This is a genomic window from Marinobacter salsuginis (genome assembly GCF_009617755.1).
In the GTDB taxonomy this organism is placed as follows: Bacteria; Pseudomonadota; Gammaproteobacteria; order Pseudomonadales; family Oleiphilaceae; genus Marinobacter; species Marinobacter salsuginis.
Window position 1 is genome coordinate 1,056,529 of the sequence record NZ_BGZH01000001.1, and the last position, 20,089, is coordinate 1,076,617.

Sequence of the window (20,089 nt, forward strand, 5' to 3'; positions counted from 1 at the left end):
CAGGATATGTTTAACTATAGTCATCAAACATCAAAGGACAGCTTTACGTGCAATCGAAGTCCTGGGTAAACCATTTGCGCCCCAAAAAAATTCCTTTCCGGCGTCGATTTGCCCGAGCGTCAGTCGCGCTGATCTTTCGGCGAATGGAAAACGCCCACGAGGAACTGCTGTTTATCCAGCGGGCGCGTCGGGAAGGCGATCCCTGGTCCGGCGATATGGCCTTCCCCGGAGGCCGACTGCAACCAGAAGATGAATCCGCCCGGGCCGCCGCCGAGCGGGAAACGCTGGAAGAAACCGGCATGGATCTTGGCCGCCATGGCCGATACATAACCCGACTGTCAGATCTGATCACCCGACACCACAGCCGCCTGCGCCCTATGGTCGTCACTCCCTACGTGTTCGAGTGGCACGGGCCGAAGACGATCTTGCCGAACCACGAAGTCGAACGGGCGGTCTGGGTACCCCTGGACTACCTTGCAGCCGGGGAGAACCAGAGCCAGCTTCCCTGGCGCACACCTCTTGGTACGCTGAACATGCCCTGCTGCCGCTATCAGGATGCCTGCATCTGGGGATTAAGCTACAGCATGCTGCAGGAATTGCTGACAGCAGGCATCAACGCAAAGTCAAAAATACCGCAGTAACCTGCCGAGAATCAGTACGCTGATCCAGCGGCACGATGCCGCCTAACTGCAACGAAACCCCCAGAATATGCCCGGCATTCTGATTCTCAGTTCTACCCGACCAATATACTACTGCACAAGATGGCCAACGTGACCTAAGCTTTCCAGACGAAATCAGTAGCACTGGTTTTGATCATCAGTGCAATCGCCTTCACCATAATGGCCGATAACAACAACTTACTGACCAGAAGGAAGCATCATGAAAAACATAAAAACAGCATTGGTCGCATCGGTGGCCGCAGCCAGTTTTATCGCAGCCGATGTTCACGCGGCGACCGAATGGAACGTATCTTTGTGGGGCAAGCGCCGAGCTTTTACCGAAAACGTCGAGAAACTCGCCGAATTGGTTGAAGCCAAAACCGATGGGGAGTTTACCCTCAACATCTCTTACGGCGGGTTATCCAAGGCAAGGGAAAACCTTGATGGCATTTCATTTGGCGCTTTCGAAATGGCGCAGTTCTGCTCCTTTTACCACACCGACAAGAATCCGACCATCACAGTAACCGAGCTGCCTTTTTCACAAGATGTGTCTCTGTCCCGGATCAGCGACATCTACACGGAAGTGTTCAAGCACCCCGAGGTCAAGAAAGATCTGGCTCGATGGAATGCCACTCTGTTGATGCCCACCCCGCTGCCTCAGTACAACCTCGTCGGTAAAGGAGAGCCGATCGGGACTCTGGACGATTTTGAAGGCATGCGCATCCGTGGCCCGGGCGGAATCATGGGCGTGTTGGGCAAACTTGGTGCTGTCAAGACAGGGGTGCCTTTCTCTGAAGTACGTCAGGCCATGGATTCCGGAGTTATTGACGCAGCCTCCTTCGCACCCCATGCACACCTGGCCACCACAACTTACAAGGTAGGTCAGTGGGCTACAACTAACCTCAATCTCGGTTCTGCCAATTGCCCGGTAGTCGTCAATACCGACGCCTTGGACATGCTTGAACCGGCCCATCGTGAAGCGCTGCTGGGCTCTGTTGAGGAAGCTCTCGACTATTACGTAGAAAACTACGAGCAGAACACCACGGCTAGGTTCGAGGCTGCCAAGGACGAGACCAACATTACGGAAGTTACCTTTACGGCAGAGCAAACTGCCCGGCTGAACGAACTTGCAGAGTCTGTCCGTCAGGAGTGGATCGAAACCCATAAGGGCGATTTTGACGCAAAGGCTGTTTTCGATTTCACAGCCAAGCTCTTCGCCGAACAATAACCTGACTCGTAAAACCGGAGCCCGATTCTAACTGAACGGGCACCGGTTTATCTTTTTTGGGAACCACCCCTTCCCCGACTGGAGGCTGACATGTCTGCAGCAGCATCTGTGCTTGCTGATAACTCAACGCTGAGCCGTCTGGACCGTCTGTTTTTCCGGCTGGAATCCTTACTCACCCTGGCCGGCGGTTTTGCGATTTTTCTGTTGGTTTTGTTGGCAACGGTCAACATACTCGGACGTTGGATTTTTTCATCTCCAATCAGTGGTTACGTTGATTGGGTCGAACAGGCCATGGCATTCATCGCTTTTCTTGGCATTGCCTACACCCAGCGAATGGGTGGCCACATCCGTATGGACATACTGGTTGGAAAATTCCGCGGCCGCTATCTGTGGTTTACCGAATTGGTTACAACACTGTTAATGCTGGCAGTCACCTCTGTACTTATTTACGGCAGCTACATGCATTTCTGGCGAGCCTACACCATTGGTGATTCATCGCTAGACATCAATTTGCCCACCTGGCCCGCCAAACTGGTGGTTCCAATTGCTCTCACCATCCTGGCAATGCGCCTGTTACTTCAGCTCTGGGGCTACATGCGGGCGCTCAAGCAGGGCGGAGACAAGCCTGTAGCGGTCCCGCTAGTTGAATCAGCGGCCGACGTTGCCGCCCGTGAAGCCAGTGCCGTCAGTGGCCACGACGAAGAAAAAACAGCATGACTGAACTGTTCCAAACCATGGGCAACATGGATTCCATCGACATCGGCCTCTGGGTCACCGGAGCCATGCTGGTTTTTGTTCTGCTGGGCGTTCGAGTCGCTTTCGCAGCTGCCACAGCCGGCTTTCTCGGTCTGGTATGGATTTTCTCCGCCAAGCTCGGTTTCGACCGGGGTTTTCTGGTCGCTGTGAAAATGGCGGGCACCATCCCCCATTCAAAGGTTTCCTCGCTTGCCCTGTCATTGATCCCGGCTTTTATATTGATCGGCTTTCTTGCCTATCACGCAGGTCTCACTAAATCTCTTTTCGAAGCGGCAAAACGCTGGGTCGGCTGGCTTCCCGGCGGCATGGGGGTGGCCACCGTATTCTCCACCGCAGGCTTCGCAGCAGTGTCCGGTGCATCGGTGGCGACGTCTGCCGTTTTCGCCCGGATCGCGGTGCCGGAAATGCTGAAACTGGGATATGACAAGCGCTTCGCCGCGGGTGTTGTCGCTGCCGGCGGCACACTGGCTTCGCTTATCCCCCCCTCTGCCATCCTGGTCATCTACGCCATCATCGTTGAACAGGACGTTGGTGCGCTGCTGATGGCCGGGTTCCTGCCCGGTGCCTTTTCAGCCCTTGTTTACGGGGCACTCGTCATAATCATGGCGGTCACCCGCAAGAACTTTGGCCCGCCTGTTCGTGGCTACACTTGGAAACAGCGCTTTGAGTCAGTACCCGGCGCAATGCCCATCTTCGTGGTGGTTGGAATCATCATGGTCTGCATTTATGGGGGCGTGGGTACACCAACCGAAGCCGGTGCCCTTGGCGCATTTGTTATTCTCTGCATGGCGCTCTATAACGGAAGTCGGTGGCCAGAGCTGAAAGCTTCACTGATGGAAACGGCAAAGCTGTCTGCCATGATCTTTGCCATCATTTGGGGTGTTCTCATCTACGTTCGCTTTCTTGGATTCGCCGATCTGCCCACGGCATTTTCTGACTGGATCGTCAGCCTGGAGCAGAGTCCGCTTCTGACACTCCTTCTCATTCTCTGCGCTTACGCCGTTCTGGGGATGTTTATGGACGCCATCGGCATGCTACTGCTGACTCTGCCAGTGGTGTACCCCGCAGTGATTGCCCTGAATGGGGGCATCGATGTGACTGCCGCCGAATCGGCCTTTGGGGTTTCTGGAACCGGCTGCGCCATCTGGTTTGGCATTATTGTGGTGAAAATGGCAGAGCTCTGCCTGATTACGCCTCCCATAGGGCTGAACTGCTTTGTTGTTGCTGGCGTGCGTCCAGAGTGTTCGGTGCAGGACGTGTTCCGGGGCTGCACCCCCTTCTTTGTGGCGGATGTTTTAACCATCGCCGCCCTGATCGCGCTGCCCGGTATCGTGTTGTGGTTACCAGGCATGATGGGCTACGGCTGAAGATGCGCCGGGCCAGCTTTGCCATGGGTGTCTGAGATGACAACCATCGGCATGCTCACACCACTATACATTCTCAATGATGGTGCCCACCCGGGCCATGGGCGTGACCGTGGGCTATTTCTTCCGAGGTCGCGGCGCGCACGTCAATCACTTCGATATCAAAGGTCAGGGTCCTGCCCGCCATCGGATGATTGGTATCGACATCGGCAAACTTATGGCCAACCTTGGCAACAACCACATGGCGCGGGCCCTGCTCGGTCCGAACCTGCGCAATCATGCCTGCCTTCCAGCGTTTGGCGCCCATCAAATGCTTGATCGGAACGCGCTGGATGGCATCAGGCTTGCGCGGCCCGTAGGCTTTATCCGGAGCAACGGTGACGCTGAACGTATCACCCGCATCGCGACCTTCCAGGGCCTCCTCCAGGCCCTTGATGATGCCGCCGTGGCCATGGAGGTAAGCGTTCGGCTCACCGCCGTGGGAGTCTTCAACAACGCTATCTTGTTCATCGCGGACACTGTAATGGAACAGGACGACCTGGTTCTTTTCGATTGGCATAGGATTCTCTTCGACGTTTAAAGATGCACCATTGTAACCGGCTGCGGCTTTGACTTCAGAGTGGAAATTGGCTTCATCCCTGCCAATATGCCTTACTCACCTCATCCATTGGAAAGAAATGCTCAATCCGCAAATTCTGAGCGGTGACATCCAGAGGCGTGCCGATGGTCGCGATGGTGGAAAAGATCCTGAGCTGCTGGTCCCCAAGATTCAGTGTGAAAGGAATCGCAGGATAGTCCAGGTGTTCCACCACATGGCTTTTCCAGTTCCGGGGGACGTCGGGGACGGTCAGAGCCTGCTCCAGCAACCGATTGGGCTGATCCCGGAAGGGACCGGCAAGATGCTCATGATAGACCCTTTGCAGCATGTGGCAGGCGATGTTTTCCCAATCCCCCACGAATGGCTTCATGCCGTGTTCATCCAGTAGCGACAACAGAAAGTTTGGCCGGGCGGGGAACTTCGCCCCCAATTCGATCATCCTTGCCATCATCGCCTGCATAGCCTGGTTGGCCATCACCAGATAATACTCGTGGTCGAACACCACAGCCGGGTACGGCAGGTGTCCCTGCAACAGGTGCCCTAGCGCCTCCCGGATCATGGCCATGCCGGGCGCGTTCAAATTCTGGTCGGAGTAAACCTGGCTGTAACCGGCCGCCGACAAAAGCCGGTTGGTTCCGGCCAGATCCGTCTGCAGCATCTGCGCCAGATGCAACACCATGCCTTTGCTGGGCTTGCTGCGGCCGGTTTCCAGAAAGCTGATGTGTTTGGGTGATACCTCACAGGCAAGGGCGAAATCCATCTGGCTCAGGCGCTTGCCCTGCCGCATTTCTCTAAACAGAGTACCGAAGGCGCTCATTGGGTTTCCCATAAATTCCTTGTATTCGGCCATTATCCTTGCCGAGGGTAGGCGAAACCATTACCTCACAGGTAATTGAGAAGATCACCGCCCGGGTAGAAGCTTTGCAGTGTAGTCCAACCCATTGCGAAACCCGATTGAGGTGATCCCATGAAAAACCTAGTCCGTCGATTCAGCGTCAAGCAAATTATCCTGAGCGATGTCTTCCTCTCCACGCCCCTGGCATTGGCGCTAATCCTGGCTGCTGAGCCGATTGCCCAGTGGGCGGGTGGCCCTGGCGCAACTTTCTATCTGGTGGTCGGCGTCGTCATGCTGCTGTGGTGCGTGGAGATGGCCGCTATCGCCAGCAAGGAACAATGGCAGGAAAAGTTTCTCAACCTGATGGTAGTGGTGGATGTCACCTGGAGCCTGTTGGCCCTTGGCCTGATGATCTGGTTTGCCCCGAGCCTCCAACCGTTGGGCTGGGTGCTGTTCGTCCTGAACGTGCTGGTTCCACTGGACATGGCTTGGATGAAGCGGATTGCTGGCAGTAAGCCACCCCAGCCTGCGTTCGGATGATGGATCAGCCCCAAAACGCTACCCAGATTGGGTAATTTCTTACCCAATCTGGGTTTTCAATACGCCTTCCGAAAACTACCCCGATAATCAAAAACCCGCTCCTGCACCTGCCAATAGTGCTTCTGCTTGCGAGCAATCACGAAATCCGGTGCCGGCAACAGAGCCTGACATTCAAGCACCGTATCCGCTGAGCTGAACACTTTCGGGGCCTGTCCATCGGCAAAACGACGCCCGAATATCCTGTTGAAGACGGTGCGCTGGCCCGATTTGCTGAAATCAAACGATTCGTTGAGTTCCTCCCCATCCTCGCCGTGATAGGTGATCCTCAACTTGCTGCCGTCAGCGCCCAGCGATATGCCGGCACATCGAATCACCATAGCATCCTTGAGCTTCAACGCATCCCGGAGCTGGTCGTCCGGGTCGATAATGGCTTTCTGGCAAAGATGGCAGTTGCGCGCTGCAATATCATTCTCGGCGCCGCAGTGCGGGCACTCCTTGAAACGAAAGCGGTAATCGCACTGTTGCGGGCGCCCGTTACCGCCGACAGATTCATCTCCTACCAGAGTCTCCAGAAGCCCCTGACACCGGCGGCCGTAATGCTCGATCACCCGGCCGTCATCGTCGGCCTTACCCCAGAAGATGTTGGCAAACCCGCAGCCCGGGCAGAACACCTGCACCGGCTCGCTGTCGGGGTTCGGTTTCGGCTCACCCACTTCCGGGTGATGCAGGTTCACATGGTTGCCGGCGTAATCAATCACCAGGCAATCACGCTTGCCTTCGTCCAGACGAAGACCACGGCCCACAATCTGCTGGTAAAGACTTGCTGACTGTGTAGGCCTCAGTATGGCTATGAAGTCCACGTGGGGCGCATCAAAGCCCGTGGTCAGCACGGACACATTGACCAGATACTTGAGCTCCCGCTGTTTGAAGCGCCGAATCAGCAAGTCCCGGTCCTTCAGATCGGTCGCGCCCGTCACCAATGCGGTTTCGTGCTCCGGCAGATACCCGGTAATCTCCCGCGCATGCTCCACCGTGGCCGCAAAGATCATAACGCCCTGCCGGTCTGCGGCCAGCTCCATCACCTGCTCTGTAATCGCGCGGGTTACTCGCTTGTGCTTGCTCAGCAGCTGGTTCACGTCTTTCTCGGCGTACTCGCCAAAGCGATCCTGCGGCAGTGCCGAGAAATCGTATTGCGCCACCGCAGCGTTCACGAGTTCAGGTTGGGTGAGATAGCCGCGATTGATCATGTAGCTCAACGGCAGCTCATAAATGCAGTGCTGAAAGGGCTTGTCATCCTCACCCCGAACAAAGCCCCGATAGTGGTAGCGATAGATCCAGCCCATCGCCAGGCGATAAGGTGTGGCAGTCAGCCCGAGCACTTTCAGGGAATCATTCTGCTCGCGCAAAAGTTCAATGATTCGTTGATACTGACTGGTTTCCTCACCGCTGACCCGATGGCACTCATCAATGATCAAGAGAGAGTATTCATCCCGAAACTGATCGAGATTCGCCGACACTGACTGCACGCTGGCAAAAGTCACCTGATGGTGGCGTTCCTTCCGCTTCAGACCCGCCGAGAACACGCCGCCCTCCAGCCCATAACTTTCATATTTGGCGTGATTCTGCTCGACCAGCTCCTTCACATGGGTCAGCACCAGAATCTTCCGTCGGGCGAGACGAGCCAGCTCGGCAATCACCAGACTTTTGCCGGCGCCAGTGGGCAGCACGATAACGGCGGACTCATCGGACTTTCTGAAATGATTCAGCGTGGCATCGACCGCGTCCTGCTGGTATGGGCGTAATTTGAAAGGAGCATTCATGTTGCAGTATCTGGCCGTCTTCTAAACGAAAATTTGGCCATACTAGCAGATGCCATTACCTTTACTCTTGGGCCGAGACGAGATCCGTCCCGTTTTCCTGAATGGCCAACTTGGACCGCCATGAACGACGCAGCGCCAGAGCTACCCATCACGCCCAATCCTGCTGAGAGCGGGCTTTCCAGCCAGCAGGCCAGTGCACGGCTGGAGGAGTTCGGTTACAACCGGCTGCCTGCCCCTCCAATGCCAGGTGTTCTGGAGTTGTTTGTCAGGCAGTTCCTCAGCCCTTTCATTTACATCCTCCTGATCGCTTCCGGGGTTTCATTTGCCCTCGGCCAGACCCCGAGCGGGGTTTTTATTCTGATTGTTCTGCTGATAAACGCGATCATCGGCACCGTGCAGGAGTTTTCGGCTCAGAAGGCGGCGGCTGCGCTGAAGCAAATGATAAAAGGGACAGCCCACGTGCTTCGGGACAGCCAGATTGTCACCGTTGACGTCGAGGAGATCGTTCCGGGCGATATTGTTTTGCTTTCCTCGGGCGACAAGGTACCCGCTGATCTTCAGTTACTCAGCGCCAGCAGCCTGGCAGTGGATGAGTCCATGTTGACGGGGGAATCCCTGGCGGTTGCCAAGAATGTCGATACCACAAGCGATGACAGTACCCCGCTGACTGACCGCGCTGACCAGTGCTTTGCCGGCAGCATCATCACCCATGGGCGCGGGCGCGGCCGGGTGATCGCTACCGCCTCGGCGACCCAGCTTGGCAAGATTGCCCAGGGCGTTACCGGCAAAACCTCGGCCGAGCCGCCGCTGATGATCCGGATCCGCAAATTCACCTATCAGGTCGCCTTCGGCATTCTGGCGGCTATTGCCGCCCTGGCAGGCCTGATGATCCTGGATGGCGGTTATTCCATCGAGGAGATGATCCTCATGACCATCGGCCTGGCGGTTTCGGTGATCCCCGAGGGCCTGCCTGCCGCACTCACCGTTGCCCTGGCCATTGGCATGTCCCGAATGGCAAAACGCAATGTCATCATTCGCAAGCTTGTCGCCGTGGAGGCCCTCGGATCCTGCACTCTCATCTGCTCCGACAAGACCGGCACACTGACCGTTAACGAGCTCACCATTCGCAGGGTTATGCTGCCTGATGGACGACAGTTCGAGGTTACTGGCGAGGGCGTGGCACCGGGAGGGGAAATCACTGGGCATTCCGGCACCGACATGGATGCGACAGGCCAGGAAACACTCAGGGAACTCTGTGTCGCTGGCGTCCTCGCCAATGAAAGCCACCTGGACTACAGCGGCGGCGAGTGGGTTTCCCAGGGAGATATCGTCGACATCGCCTTTCTGGTGATGGCCAAGAAACTGGGTATGTCCATCACGGACCTGCGAACCCGGCAGGAACAGGTGGCCCTGATCCCCTATGAGTCGGAAAAGGCCTACAGCGGCGTGGTCAACCGGGTTGGCGATCAAACCGTCATTTACGCCAAAGGCAGCCCTGAGAAGATGCTGGCCATGTGCGACCGGATGACCACGGCGGACGGCTCCATAGCCATCGACAAGCCGGCCCTCGAGCGTCAATTCACCGAACTCGCCTCCCGGGGCTACAGGATTATTGCCCTTGCGAAGAGAACCGCCGCACACGGCGACCATGAAATGGCCGGAATGGTCTTTCTCGGCATGGTTGCCATGATCGACCCGCTACGCCATGAAGCCTTCGACGCCATCGAAAAGTGTCGTACCGGCGGTATTGAGGTCGCCATGGTCACCGGAGACCACCCTGCGACCGCGAAATCAATCGCCCAGGAACTGGGCCTGTGTGACGCAGACGCAACCGTCGTAACAGGTCCGATGCTGGATGAAGCCAGCGCTCGAGGCCAGGAGGCCGTCGATCAGCTCATTCGCCCCGCCCGGGTATTCGCCCGCATAGAACCCACCCGAAAAGCCCAGATCGTGGACAGCTTTATGCGGGATGGCCATTTTGTGGCGGTTACCGGGGATGGTGTAAACGATGCACCAGCCATGCGGCAGGCCCATGCCGGAATCGCCATGGGTAAGCGAGGCACCGATGTGGCCAAGGAAACGGCCGACCTGATCGTCACCGACGATAATTTTTCATCGATTGTCGCCGGAATCGAGCAGGGCCGGGTGGTATACAACAACATCCGCAAGGTCATCGGGCTTTTGGTGGCTACCGGTTTCTCCGCAATCCTGCTCTTTTTCCTCTGTGTCATGGCCGGTCTGCCAATGCCGATGATCGCGGTACAGCTCCTGTGGCTGAATCTGGTTGCCAACGGGTTCCAGGACGTGGCCCTCGCCTTCGAGCCGAAGGAAGGCGGCGAACTGTCCGTGAAACCGCGCTCTCCCCACGAGCCCGTGTTCGATAAACACATTATTGAGCACGTTCTGGTGGTGGGCTCATGGATGGGCCTTGTTGCCTTCCTCAATTTCCAGTGGACGCTCGACCAGGGCCACACCATTGAGGAAGCCCGCAACCTCACGCTGATGCTGATGGTGCTGTTCGGCAACATTCACGCGCTCAGCAGCCGCTCGGAATTCCGCTCGCTGTTCCGCATTCCTCTGTTCCGCAACCCGTTCCTGATGCTGGCGGTTCCCCTGGCCCAACTGGCGCACATTGGTGCCATGTATGTGCCGGGGCTCTCCGATGTCCTGCAGATTCAACCCATATCCCTAGCGGAATGGCTGCAGTTGCTCGCACTTGCCATGAGTCTTGTCATTGTCGAGGAACTGCACAAGGTATTGATCAGGACGCGGCGACAGTGAATCTGTGGTGAGATCCCGATAAGCTTGGAACAGGTTTTCTTCAGGACACTGAACACATGATCGATTTTCGCAGCGACACGGTCACCCGCCCTACCCCTGAAATGCGCGAGGCCATGGCCAGCGCAGAGGTGGGCGACGACGTTTATGGCGACGACCCCACCGTGAACAGCCTTCAGGCCTACGCCGCCGAACGGCTGGGCTTCGAGTCGGCCCTGTTTACCGCCACCGGCACCCAGGCCAACCTGCTGGCCATCATGAGCCACTGTGGCCGGGGCGACGAGTACCTCTGTGGTCAGTCGGCTCACAACTACCGCTACGAAGGCGGTGGCGCTGCTGTGCTGGGCAGCGTGCAACCACAGCCGATCGAGAACGAGCCGGATGGCAGCATCGACCTTGGCAAAGCCAAAGCCGCCATCAAGCCCGACGATTTCCATTTTGCCCCTACCCGCCTGCTCTCGCTGGAAAACACCATCGGTGGCAAAGTGTTGTCGTTGGACTATCAGCGCGCGGCCCGCGCCTTTTGCGACGAACACGGCTTGCTGCTGCACCTTGATGGCGCCCGGGTGTTCAACGCAGCCGTGAAATCCAACTGCGACGTTACCGACATCACCAGGCACTACGATTCGGTGAGCGTTTGCCTTTCAAAAGGACTGGGTGCACCTGTTGGTTCGCTGCTACTGGGTTCGAAAGCTTTTATCGAGCGGGCAACACGGCTGCGTAAAATGGTGGGTGGCGGCATGCGCCAAGCCGGCATACTGGCAGCGGCCGGGCGCATCGCCCTGGAGAAAGGGCCGCTTCGGCTGATTGAAGATCACGAGAACGCCGAGTACCTGAGCGCCGGCCTGGCCGACATCCCGCAGCTGGAGATAAACCCCGCCAGCACCCAGACCAACATCGTCTATGCCCGCTGCACGTCCGGCAGAGCCGCGCGGCTGCGAGACTACCTGGCTGACCAGGGTATCCTGATCACGGCGGGAGACCCCATTCGCTTCGTGACGCACCTCGACGTCAACCGCCAGGATGTTGACCGGTTGTTGGACGCTATTCGCCGGTTCTACCAGGGTTGAAGGGGGCTCCATGGCAACACCAAAACGCATCTACCTCGCCGGACCGGAGGTCTTCTTCCCCGCCGAAGAACACCAGGCCATCGTGGCCGAGAAAAAACGCCTGCTGCTGGAATACGGTTTGGAGGGCGTAGACCCGCTGGACGCCGAACTGGCCGGCTCCGACAGCGAGGCGAAATTCAGGCTTGGCCATCGGATCTACCGGGCCAACCGCGAACTGATGGACAGCTGCGATGCCATCATCGCCAACCTCACCCCGTTCCGTGGCATCAGTGCCGACCCCGGTACGGTCTTCGAAGTCGGCTATATGATCGGACAGGGCAAGCCCGCCTTCGGGTTTACCCTGGATAACCGGTACTACCGGGAACGAGCAGGCGGCACCGACCTGGACGGTCTGGGCCTCAGCATCGAAGACTTCGAGATGAGCGACAACCTGATGATCGAGGGCGGCATCTACGGGTCCGGTGGCCAGCTCTTCGTGGCAGACCAGACAGGAGAGCATCACTTTTTTTCTGCGGAACTGTTCCGTCGATGTGTGCAGTCGCTGGCTGCAGAAGCGATGGGTGAAAACGGGTAGGGTCACCAAGGGCGCCCTACCTCTCTACTCAGGATATACCGCTTGCCTTGCCGATGAGCATTTTCACCACCAGCTCTTTTTTAACAGGGTTCCGAGGGGCTACAGAGTTCAACACGGAAGAGTCCATTCTTGCCGTCTGGCCCAACGAAGCTGCCGTCTGGTTGTAAACCGAAAATACCGTCTGCATCAAACCGCAACGAAACAATCATCTCGGCGGCCGAGGCCATTTTGAAATCCAGGATTTCGGTGACTACTCCATAATCGACGCCATCGATCGCGAACTGCTGCCCTTCCCGGGCGATAACACGAGTATAGCCATTGGGGCTGGATGCCAGGAGCAGGCTTTTGCGATTGTTGATATCTGCCTCATCGCTGGCCTGGAATGCCGCCCAGGATTGCCGGCTGAACGCCAGCCTCGGCGCTGAATCCAGGCTGCCGGGATCAAGCTCTATGCCGGATGCATCGGGCATACCCCGAACCGGATCCCCTTCCTGAAAATAGAGTGTTGTGGTAGCGCTGGTGCCATCGTTAGTCCAGACCAGCAGAGCGTCCTCCTGATCCAGGGTGCCGGAGTTGACCAGGAAGGCCATCGAATCGTCGGCACCCACATCGAACGATTCAGCGCCACCAATGAAACCTGTTACCTCAAATAACGAGCCATCATCCATAAGGAGCGTCTGCTCGCTACGGCTCACCCGGGTGAAGTCACTGCCGTCCAGGGAGTCAGTGTAGATGCCCCGGTTAGCCGGCCCGGAAACGCCTCTGAGGGCATAGTAAAACACCTCTCCGTTGTCAGTCAGAAGAGGCCTCGCGGAGTTCAGGTTGTAAATGAAGTCACGGGCGGAGCCGCCGGCCTCCCGCACGACTTCCCGATAGCTACCATCGGCATTGCGAACGTAAATGCCGGTATCCTCTGAGGTGGGCAACGCGCTGCCATCGGCGTTCTGAAGCGCCACACCAAACACCAGTTGCTCGGCCTGGTTGCTGTCAAAATCCAGAAAGCCAAAGCTCTTAGGCTCCAGGTTACCCGGCAGCAACGTCTCGCCAGCCTTGAGAGACTGGGCCTTCTGTCCCAGGCCGGTGATCGTCCACAGAGCGCCGCCCGCGGGATACGTCGAGTCATCCGAAACCTGGAAAGCATCCGTGTTCGGACCCGGCTCGAAGGTAATCGCTCCGTTACCATCCGAACTGATCGAGGAGAATACCCGGTTGCCCTGGACGTTTTCAGTGAAATAAATATCTCCCGCATCCAGTGTCGGGAAATCGGTGCCATTGCGAGCAGGATCCCCTTCCCGCGCGATTACAGACGTTGTACCAGCAGTACTGCGTAACAACACCTCGTTGTTCAGACCGTCGACCTCATCCGTCACCGAGCCAGATTGCTGGTTCAGAATACCGCCAAAGGTGATTTGTCCGGCATCATCAATAAGTACGTTGAAAAAACCGCTGTAGGTGGCATCGCTCGCGGGGAGCGTGGTGTCATCGGCCTGAATGAGGCTCAGGCCAGCGACCGGGCTGTCGCTGAAAATACCGTCCCGCAACGTGCCACTGCTGTCGGTTTGATCGGTCGCACCGAGAATTGCAACAGTACCTGACTGATTAACATCAAACCTCAGCCGGGTGCCCACCTCACCGCTGAACACTGCGCCACTGCCTATACCGGGCGCCGGATCGCCACTCACTACGATGGGGGTAATCCCGCTGTCGAGGCTATCGACCGTCACTTCACTTGAATCAGTGCAGCCTTCACTATTACAGGCAGCAACGACATAGCGGGCTCCGTTGCGCTCAGTCAGGCTGATGTTGTTTACGTACTCATTGGCAGTCAGGTCCGAGCCTATCTGGGTGAAACCACTCAGGCCATCCGGATCTTCAAACATCTGGTAGTAGTCCGCTCCGGCTACTGCCGGCCAGGTAAAGGTCAGCGTCCAGTCATCGTAGGCGGCCGTGACCACCGGCGCAGCGGGTGCCCCAGAGGTCGGATCATCGCCTTCATCTCCGCCAGTGTCACCTGTACCCCCGCTGTCAGCTACATCACCGCCATCGACTTCATCGGTGGAATCGTCGCCCACGAGATTATCGTCGGTTTCGTCGCTGCTACGCAGGCAGCCCGCCAGGGCCAAACTCACGATTGCGACGGCTAACACTCTGAGAAATAAAAGATTAAACATTTTCATCAGACTCACTCCTTGTTAATAGAGCCATTCCATTCGCCTTCTGACACTACGCTATCGAACATCAATCAGCGGCAGCAGACCGCACCTGAGGGGATCAAAGTAGGCTTTGACTCCCCCATTCGAGGGGGCTATCTTGAAAAGGCGGCAACCCAGGGCGTCAGGACGAGCAAATGAAGTTGGGGTTTATTCTGGAAGACCACGCAGGCGCTCAGGAATGGCTGCGCGACGTACTCAAGGAAGTGTTTCCGGGCATTTCGGTGACTTCTGCCAACCGACTTGCCGAGGCCAGGGACAAGCTTTCCCACCTCCAACAGGCAGACCTAGCACCAGACATTGCTCTGATTGATTTGAGCCTGCCAGACGGGAGCGGCATCGACTTTATCCGCGATCTGCGCGAGTCGGTGCCAGACTGCCTCTGTATTGTAATCACCATCCACGACGACGACCGCCATGTGTTCCCGGCCTTGCGAGCCGGAGCCAGGGGCTACCTGCTGAAACAGCAATCCCAGGCGGAACTGGCACGCAAGCTGGCAGGCATCATTGACGACGAGCCACCACTGTCGCCATCGGTCGCGCGTAGGGTTCTGGCAACCTTCGCGCCGCCGGACACCACGTCACAGCCGGACCTGACCACACGGGAACAGGAAGTGCTTGAACTGATTGCCCGAGGCTTCACTCTGGCACAGGTTGGCCAGGCCCTGGGAATTACCCGCCACACAACCGCCGGTTACGTAAAAACCGTGTATCGGAAGCTGGAAGTATCTTCCCGGGCGGAAGCCACCCGGGAAGCAATGCGTATGGGCATGATCGACAGCTAGGTTGCCGGCAGCGTCAGCTCCACAACAAAACCACCTTCATTCAGCGCCCGACAATCGACTCGACCGCCCAGATCCTCGGCACGAACCTTCATGGTCCTGAGCCCATGCCCCTCCCCCGGCCCATCGGGGGTGTTCGCTCTGCCGTTATCGGAAACCCGCACCGAGAGCTGATCGCTATCGCGACTCCAGGTTACCTGCACCCGATCAGCATCGGCGTGCTTGATAATATTGGAAATCGCTTCTCTCAGAATACGCGCGATATTGGTGGCCGCGCGGGCCGAGAGCTGTTGATTATCCAGTTTCAGAGGATTCGCCTGCCAATCGAGATCAATGCCCGAGTCCGTCAAACGCTGGCGTATTTCGCCCTCGCAGCCATTGGCTACCTCCAACAGGCTGGCAGGCTGCCCCGCCGTGGCATCGACAAGTCCATGCAGGTCTATGAGAGCCGACCGGGCCACTTCTCTTACCGTTCCTGTGTCATTTGCATACACCAGGCTCAGCAACCGGGCGCCCAGATCGTCATGCAAATCCCGCATGATCCGGCTGCGCTCCCTTTGTGCCCCTGCATCACGGGCCTGCAACGCCTGCAGCGCTTTACCAGTCAGGTCGTACAACAAGGTCGCCACCCGTATATCTTCCTTGGAAAACAAGCGAGCCCCATTGTTCGCAAATTCCAGTCTCGCGTGCCGGGAATCGCCCGGTAGTGCCCGCAACTCCATCAATACACCGTCTGCCGACACTGCCACCGCCACCTTTTGATATTTCGCATCGGGCATCTCCAAACTGAGAGGCTGGAACGTCAGGCGGAGCAGATCCGGCCAGGCCCGGCGAACTTCCGCTTCCGTAGAAGCGGAAAACAGCTTATCCACCAGCTCCCTGAGAGCCTCGTCCAGAGAAATGCTGGAACGCTGCCCGAATCGATCCCAAAGCCATTGCCGCAATGGAAAGTAAAGCCAGCCCGCAATGGCAAGCGAAAGAGTCAGCGCATAGGTGCTGGTCAAACCTACGCCCATAATCAGGATCGCATCCAACACCAGCACCATCAGCCCCCCAGCAAACCAGAGCCAGGTCTTGAACCACCACCGCTCAATATCGAACAGGCGATAGCGAACCAGCCCCGCCGCGATGCCGAGGTACAGAATCAGGTAGGCGCCGAACCCCACCAGCAGCGGCACGAGCGGGGGGTAGCCAAAGGCTGGCGGTATGATCACCAGCCCCATCAGCAAAACACTGCCCAGGAAAATTGCCAATACACACCACTTCAGGGCAGCGCGTTCGAGGGGGCGACCTTTCGAGGCCACCCATTGGGCAGCCGCAAAGCACAAGCCAAGCACATAACCGACGACAATGGGCAGGTAGACCGTCACCTGGGCGCTTTCGCCAACCTGGATTTCGCTCAGAACCCACATGATCAACGCGATGCAAATCATTAGTGCCGGAACCGGAAAACGGGCAAGCGGGCGCGGATACACCCAGAACAGGGAGACCAGCGAAGCGTTCACCATTAGCGTTGCCAGGTGGTTAACCGCAGAAACCACCGCGAACACATCGCCACTCAGCACAAACTCCCGATCGCCGTAGATGGCAAGAGTCAGGGTGTTCACCATGGTTGCTACGCCGGAAAGCGCGTAAAGCCGGGTCGCTGCGCTTTTCGGACGGAAGGCCCAGATTCCAACCGCCACCATCAAAGCGATCAACCCGTAAAAAGTGTGAATCGAAAAGCCACCCGAGAGCTGATGCCACGGGGTATCGATGGCAACAACCGGCACCTGGTCACCGGATGCGAGAACAAACCGTGCCCCGCCTGAGCGCAGCGCCTGATCCAACTCGGTCTGGCGCTGCATAAACAGATTAAGATCGTCGTGGCTTAGCAGGTCTGGTTCTTCCATAACCAGATTTCCATGCAGGGGGATTTGGCGACCATCCGCCGCTTGCAACCCCACAACTACGCTGCCCACCCGGATAACTCCGGCGTTCGGCGATTGCGGGTGCACCCGATCAACCCGGAGCCCTACCGGCCCACCATGAGGCGAAAGCCCCAGGCCCAGCCAGGGCGCCGACAGCGCAACCTGCGCTGAGATGGCAATTGCCGCCAAGGCCAGAACGGCAATCAGCAGAAACCTCTGCCTCGGTGCCATCTGAAATCCCCCACAATCCCTATAGATTGCTTTTCAGATTAGCCATCCGCCAGAGGATTTGCGACATCTTGAATGAGGGGGAGCCCGCTGCGCCAGGCTCGGCAATATCGCAATACTGCCCCCGGTAATACAACAGTGGCCGCGAGGCGGTGATTTCCTTTACATTCAACGCCTTTACCTCACCAATCACGATAAGGTGATCCCCTGCCGCGTGTTCAGCGTGGATTTCGCAATCCAGCCAGCCCAGGCTGCCGGGGATGATCGGGTTGCCCAGCGGCGATGCCTGCCAGTGGACGTCCTTCCATTTGTCGGCGCCCTGGCGGGCAAACAGATTGGAGATTGCTTCCTGCTCGGCAGACAGGATATTGACGGCGAATCGACCGGCCCGGCGAATCCGCGGATAGCTGAAGGAGCTGGACTTCACGCTGAATGACACCAGCGGTGGGTTCATCGACACGCTGTAGAACGACTGGCACGTAAAACCAACCGGTTCGCCCTCATCGATAGATGAAATCACCGTGATACCCGAGGCGTAGTGCCCGAGCGCTTCGCGAAAGCGCGCGGGTTCGATAACGCTGCTGGAAGACGATAGGGTCATCAAATCCGCACTCATTGGAGACTTCCCGTCACCGAAAGCTCGCGCCTGACAATATCAGCGCCGGCACTCAGCGCTCGCAGCTTGCCGCTGGCCACACGGCGGGACAGAGGAGTCATGCCACAGTTGGTGCAGGGATAGAGCTTGTCGGCATCGACAAACCGGAGGGCCTTTCGGAGCGTCTCGGCCACCTCTTCCGGCGTTTCAATGGTATTAGTGGCGACATCAATCGCACCCACCATCACTTTCTTGCCCCGGATCAGCTCAATCAGCTCCATCGGCACGTGCGAATTCTGGCATTCCAGTGAAATCAGATCGATATTGGAGGTTTGCAGCCTGGGAAAAATCTCTTCGTACTGTCGCCACTCGGACCCAAGCGTTTTCTTCCAGTCGGTGTTGGCCTTGATGCCGTAGCCATAACAGATGTGCACGGCGGTCTCACAGTTAAGCCCTTCAATGGCCTTTTCCAGAGCAGCGATGCCCCAGTCATTCACCTCATCGAAGAACACGTTAAAGGCGGGTTCATCGAACTGGATGATATCCACACCGGCCGCTTGCAGCTCCCTGGCTTCCTGGTTGAGTATCTTGGCGAACTCCCAGGCCAGCTTTTCGCGGCTTTTGTAATGGGCATCGTACAGCGTGTCGATCATCGTCATGGGGCCAGGCAGTGCCCACTTGATCGGTTGATCGGTCTGCTCTCGCAAAAACCGGGCGTCGTCAACAAACACCGGCTTTTGTCGGCTCACAGCCCCAACGACCGTGGGCACGCTGGCATCGTATCGATCACGAATTCGAACGGTCTCACGCCTCTCGAAATCAACGCCGTCGAGGTGTTCGATGAAGGTGGTCACGAAGTGCTGGCGCGTTTGCTCGCCATCACTGACGATATCAACGCCAGCCAGTTGCTGGTCCTGCAATGACACCCGCAAGGCGTCCTGCTTGCCTTCTTTGAGTTCTTCACCCTGCAACTTCCAGGGTGACCAGAGTGTCTCGGGCTGAGCAAGCCAGGCCGGCTTTGGCAGACTGCCGGCGGTTGAAGTAGGTAACAGTTTTTTCACGATGGGTAACCTATGGATTCTTGATGATCAAAGCGCGTAGTCAGGCACGTAGTTCGCGGACCACTTGCTCAAGGAGGGTTCGGTAAGGTTTGATGAGGCGCTCCTCAGCAAATCTTCCCTGCTCAACCGCCAGCTCGCTGCGCTCCTCGCGATCGTAAACAACGTCTGTGGGGGAGTGATCACGGTTTTTCAGATCCGGTTGATAACGCTCGCCTGCTGCAGAGTGGGCGTTGTAGATCTCTGGTCGATAGATTCGCTGAAAGGTTTCCATGGTGGCGATGGTGCTGGCCAGCTCAAGATTGCTGTAGTCGTTCAGCAGATCACCGAAGAAATAAAACGCCAGAGGCGCGACGCTGCCGGCGGGCATGAAATACCGAACCTCCAGCCCCATCTTCCGGAAATACAACTCGGTTAAGGAGGAGTCGTTGGGCTGGTATTCAACACCCAGCACAGGGTGCTGATTGCCCGTGCGATGATAGGTTTTGCTGTCTGAAACGCTGAGGCAGATCACCGGCGGCTTGCCGAAATTCTGCGTGTAAGCTTTTGAATTCACGAAATGCTGAAAGAGCTTTCCATGCAGATCGCCAAAATCCTCGGGCACGCTGAATCCGGATTGATGCCGGTTGTGCTCCAGCAGCCGTACACTGAAGTCATAATCGCGCAGGTAGGAGGAGAAATTATTGCCGACGACGCCTTCAATGCGCTTGCCGGTTTTGCGATCAACGATGCTCGTTTGCAGCACTTCTATCGCCGGGAAGGTGTCGCTCTGGTGTTCAACACCCACGATCATGTCAACGGAAACGATATCAAGCTGGACTGAATAGCGGTTGCCTTCGGGGTTATCCCAGTGCGCCAGAGCGTTGAAACGATCATCAATCATCGTCAACGCGTTGTGCAAATTCTCCCGGCGCTTCTCTCCCCTGGCCAGATTGGCAAAGTTGGTGGTAATGCGCGTGTTCTGCGATGGACGGTAGTTTTCATCGAAACGAAGACGCTTGATGGCGAATGTGAACTCGTTGTTCATGACGACCCGGTATCCTGATTCCTGAGATAAAACCTGAATTCATTGGCTGCCTCTCGC

The 20,089-nt window shown here is 57.3% G+C and carries 16 protein-coding genes and 1 pseudogene; 9 read left to right on the plus strand and 8 right to left on the minus strand.

Features of this window, described 5'->3' with window-relative positions; genetic code table 11:
- Positions 1–47 precede the first annotated feature (47 nt).
- The 4 genes from GJU83_RS04875 (at position 48) to GJU83_RS04890 (ending at position 4,010) form a co-directional block, all read left to right on the plus strand.
- Positions 48–641 carry an NUDIX hydrolase gene (locus GJU83_RS04875; protein ID WP_069184341.1) on the plus strand — a complete coding sequence of 198 codons (594 nt, stop codon included), beginning with the start codon at positions 48–50 and terminating at the stop codon, positions 639–641.
- Positions 642–879: 238 nt separating this feature from the next.
- Positions 880–1,887 carry a TRAP transporter substrate-binding protein DctP gene (dctP, locus tag GJU83_RS04880; protein ID WP_069184342.1) on the plus strand — a complete coding sequence of 336 codons (1,008 nt, stop codon included), beginning with the start codon at positions 880–882 and terminating at the stop codon, positions 1,885–1,887.
- A 90-nt stretch (positions 1,888–1,977) separates the two neighbouring features.
- Positions 1,978–2,604, plus strand: coding sequence for a TRAP transporter small permease subunit (locus GJU83_RS04885; RefSeq protein ID WP_069184343.1), 627 nt, complete (start codon positions 1,978–1,980; stop codon positions 2,602–2,604).
- Positions 2,601–4,010: a TRAP transporter large permease gene (locus tag GJU83_RS04890; RefSeq protein WP_205632669.1), complete on the plus strand. Its 1,410-nt coding sequence runs from the start codon at positions 2,601–2,603 to the stop codon at positions 4,008–4,010. The genes GJU83_RS04885 and GJU83_RS04890 overlap by 4 nt, the downstream gene beginning before the upstream one ends.
- Before the next feature lie 73 nt (positions 4,011–4,083).
- On the opposite strand, the gene GJU83_RS04895 is transcribed toward GJU83_RS04890, so the two are convergent.
- Both GJU83_RS04895 and GJU83_RS04900 read right to left on the minus strand, forming a co-directional pair.
- Entirely contained in the window at positions 4,084–4,566 is a 483-nt protein-coding gene (locus GJU83_RS04895) for an FKBP-type peptidyl-prolyl cis-trans isomerase (RefSeq protein ID WP_069184344.1), read from the minus strand.
- A 73-nt stretch (positions 4,567–4,639) separates the two neighbouring features.
- The gene (locus GJU83_RS04900) at positions 4,640–5,434 is read right to left on the minus strand and encodes a helix-turn-helix domain-containing protein (protein ID WP_228715150.1); all 795 of its coding nucleotides are present in this window, start codon (positions 5,432–5,434) and stop codon (positions 4,640–4,642) included.
- A gap of 138 nt (positions 5,435–5,572) precedes the next feature.
- On the opposite strand from GJU83_RS04900, the gene GJU83_RS04905 reads away from it, so the two are divergent.
- Positions 5,573–5,980 (plus strand): hypothetical protein, encoded by a 408-nt coding sequence (locus GJU83_RS04905; protein ID WP_153633837.1) that lies wholly within the window; start codon positions 5,573–5,575, stop codon positions 5,978–5,980.
- A 56-nt stretch (positions 5,981–6,036) separates the two neighbouring features.
- Here GJU83_RS04905 and radD read toward each other — a convergent pair whose 3' ends face one another.
- Positions 6,037–7,800 (minus strand): DNA repair helicase RadD, encoded by a 1,764-nt coding sequence (gene radD, locus GJU83_RS04910; protein ID WP_153633838.1) that lies wholly within the window; start codon positions 7,798–7,800, stop codon positions 6,037–6,039.
- A 120-nt stretch (positions 7,801–7,920) separates the two neighbouring features.
- Here radD and GJU83_RS04915 point away from each other — a divergent pair, with 120 nt between their 5' ends.
- Genes GJU83_RS04915 through GJU83_RS04925 form a run of 3 tightly spaced genes read left to right on the plus strand, consistent with a single transcriptional unit; the run spans position 7,921 to position 12,222 of the window.
- Positions 7,921–10,581 carry a cation-translocating P-type ATPase gene (locus GJU83_RS04915; RefSeq protein WP_153633839.1) on the plus strand — a complete coding sequence of 887 codons (2,661 nt, stop codon included), beginning with the start codon at positions 7,921–7,923 and terminating at the stop codon, positions 10,579–10,581.
- 56 nt (positions 10,582–10,637) lie between these two features.
- Positions 10,638–11,648, plus strand: a complete 1,011-nt coding sequence (gene ltaE / locus GJU83_RS04920) for a low-specificity L-threonine aldolase (RefSeq protein WP_153633840.1) — start codon at positions 10,638–10,640, stop codon at positions 11,646–11,648.
- A gap of 10 nt (positions 11,649–11,658) precedes the next feature.
- Entirely contained in the window at positions 11,659–12,222 is a 564-nt protein-coding gene (locus GJU83_RS04925) for a nucleoside 2-deoxyribosyltransferase (RefSeq protein ID WP_153633841.1), read from the plus strand.
- Positions 12,223–12,302: 80 nt separating this feature from the next.
- Here the strand turns inward: GJU83_RS04925 and GJU83_RS04930 are convergent, their stop codons facing one another.
- Entirely contained in the window at positions 12,303–14,399 is a 2,097-nt protein-coding gene (locus tag GJU83_RS04930) for a hypothetical protein (RefSeq protein WP_153633842.1), read from the minus strand.
- A 170-nt stretch (positions 14,400–14,569) separates the two neighbouring features.
- Between GJU83_RS04930 and GJU83_RS04935 the strand changes: the two genes are divergently transcribed.
- Entirely contained in the window at positions 14,570–15,217 is a 648-nt protein-coding gene (locus GJU83_RS04935; protein WP_153633843.1) for a response regulator transcription factor, read from the plus strand.
- Here GJU83_RS04935 and GJU83_RS04940 read toward each other — a convergent pair.
- From GJU83_RS04940 to GJU83_RS04955, 4 genes and pseudogenes are all read right to left on the minus strand, one after another.
- On the minus strand, positions 15,214–17,355 hold the full coding sequence (locus GJU83_RS04940) for a sensor histidine kinase (RefSeq protein ID WP_153633844.1): 2,142 nt from the start codon (positions 17,353–17,355) through the stop codon (positions 15,214–15,216). The two genes, GJU83_RS04935 and GJU83_RS04940, sit on opposite strands and share 4 nt — an antisense overlap.
- 19 nt (positions 17,356–17,374) lie before the next feature.
- The gene (locus GJU83_RS04945) at positions 17,375–17,968 is read right to left on the minus strand and encodes a flavin reductase family protein (RefSeq protein WP_217352204.1); all 594 of its coding nucleotides are present in this window, start codon (positions 17,966–17,968) and stop codon (positions 17,375–17,377) included.
- A complete protein-coding gene (locus GJU83_RS04950; protein ID WP_174805012.1) occupies positions 17,965–19,008 on the minus strand; it encodes a methionine synthase in 1,044 nt (347 codons plus the stop codon). Before GJU83_RS04950 ends, GJU83_RS04945 begins: the two co-directional genes overlap by 4 nt.
- A 27-nt stretch (positions 19,009–19,035) precedes the next feature.
- A pseudogene (locus tag GJU83_RS04955) lies at positions 19,036–20,032 on the minus strand (DUF1852 domain-containing protein).
- Positions 20,033–20,089 lie beyond the last annotated feature (57 nt).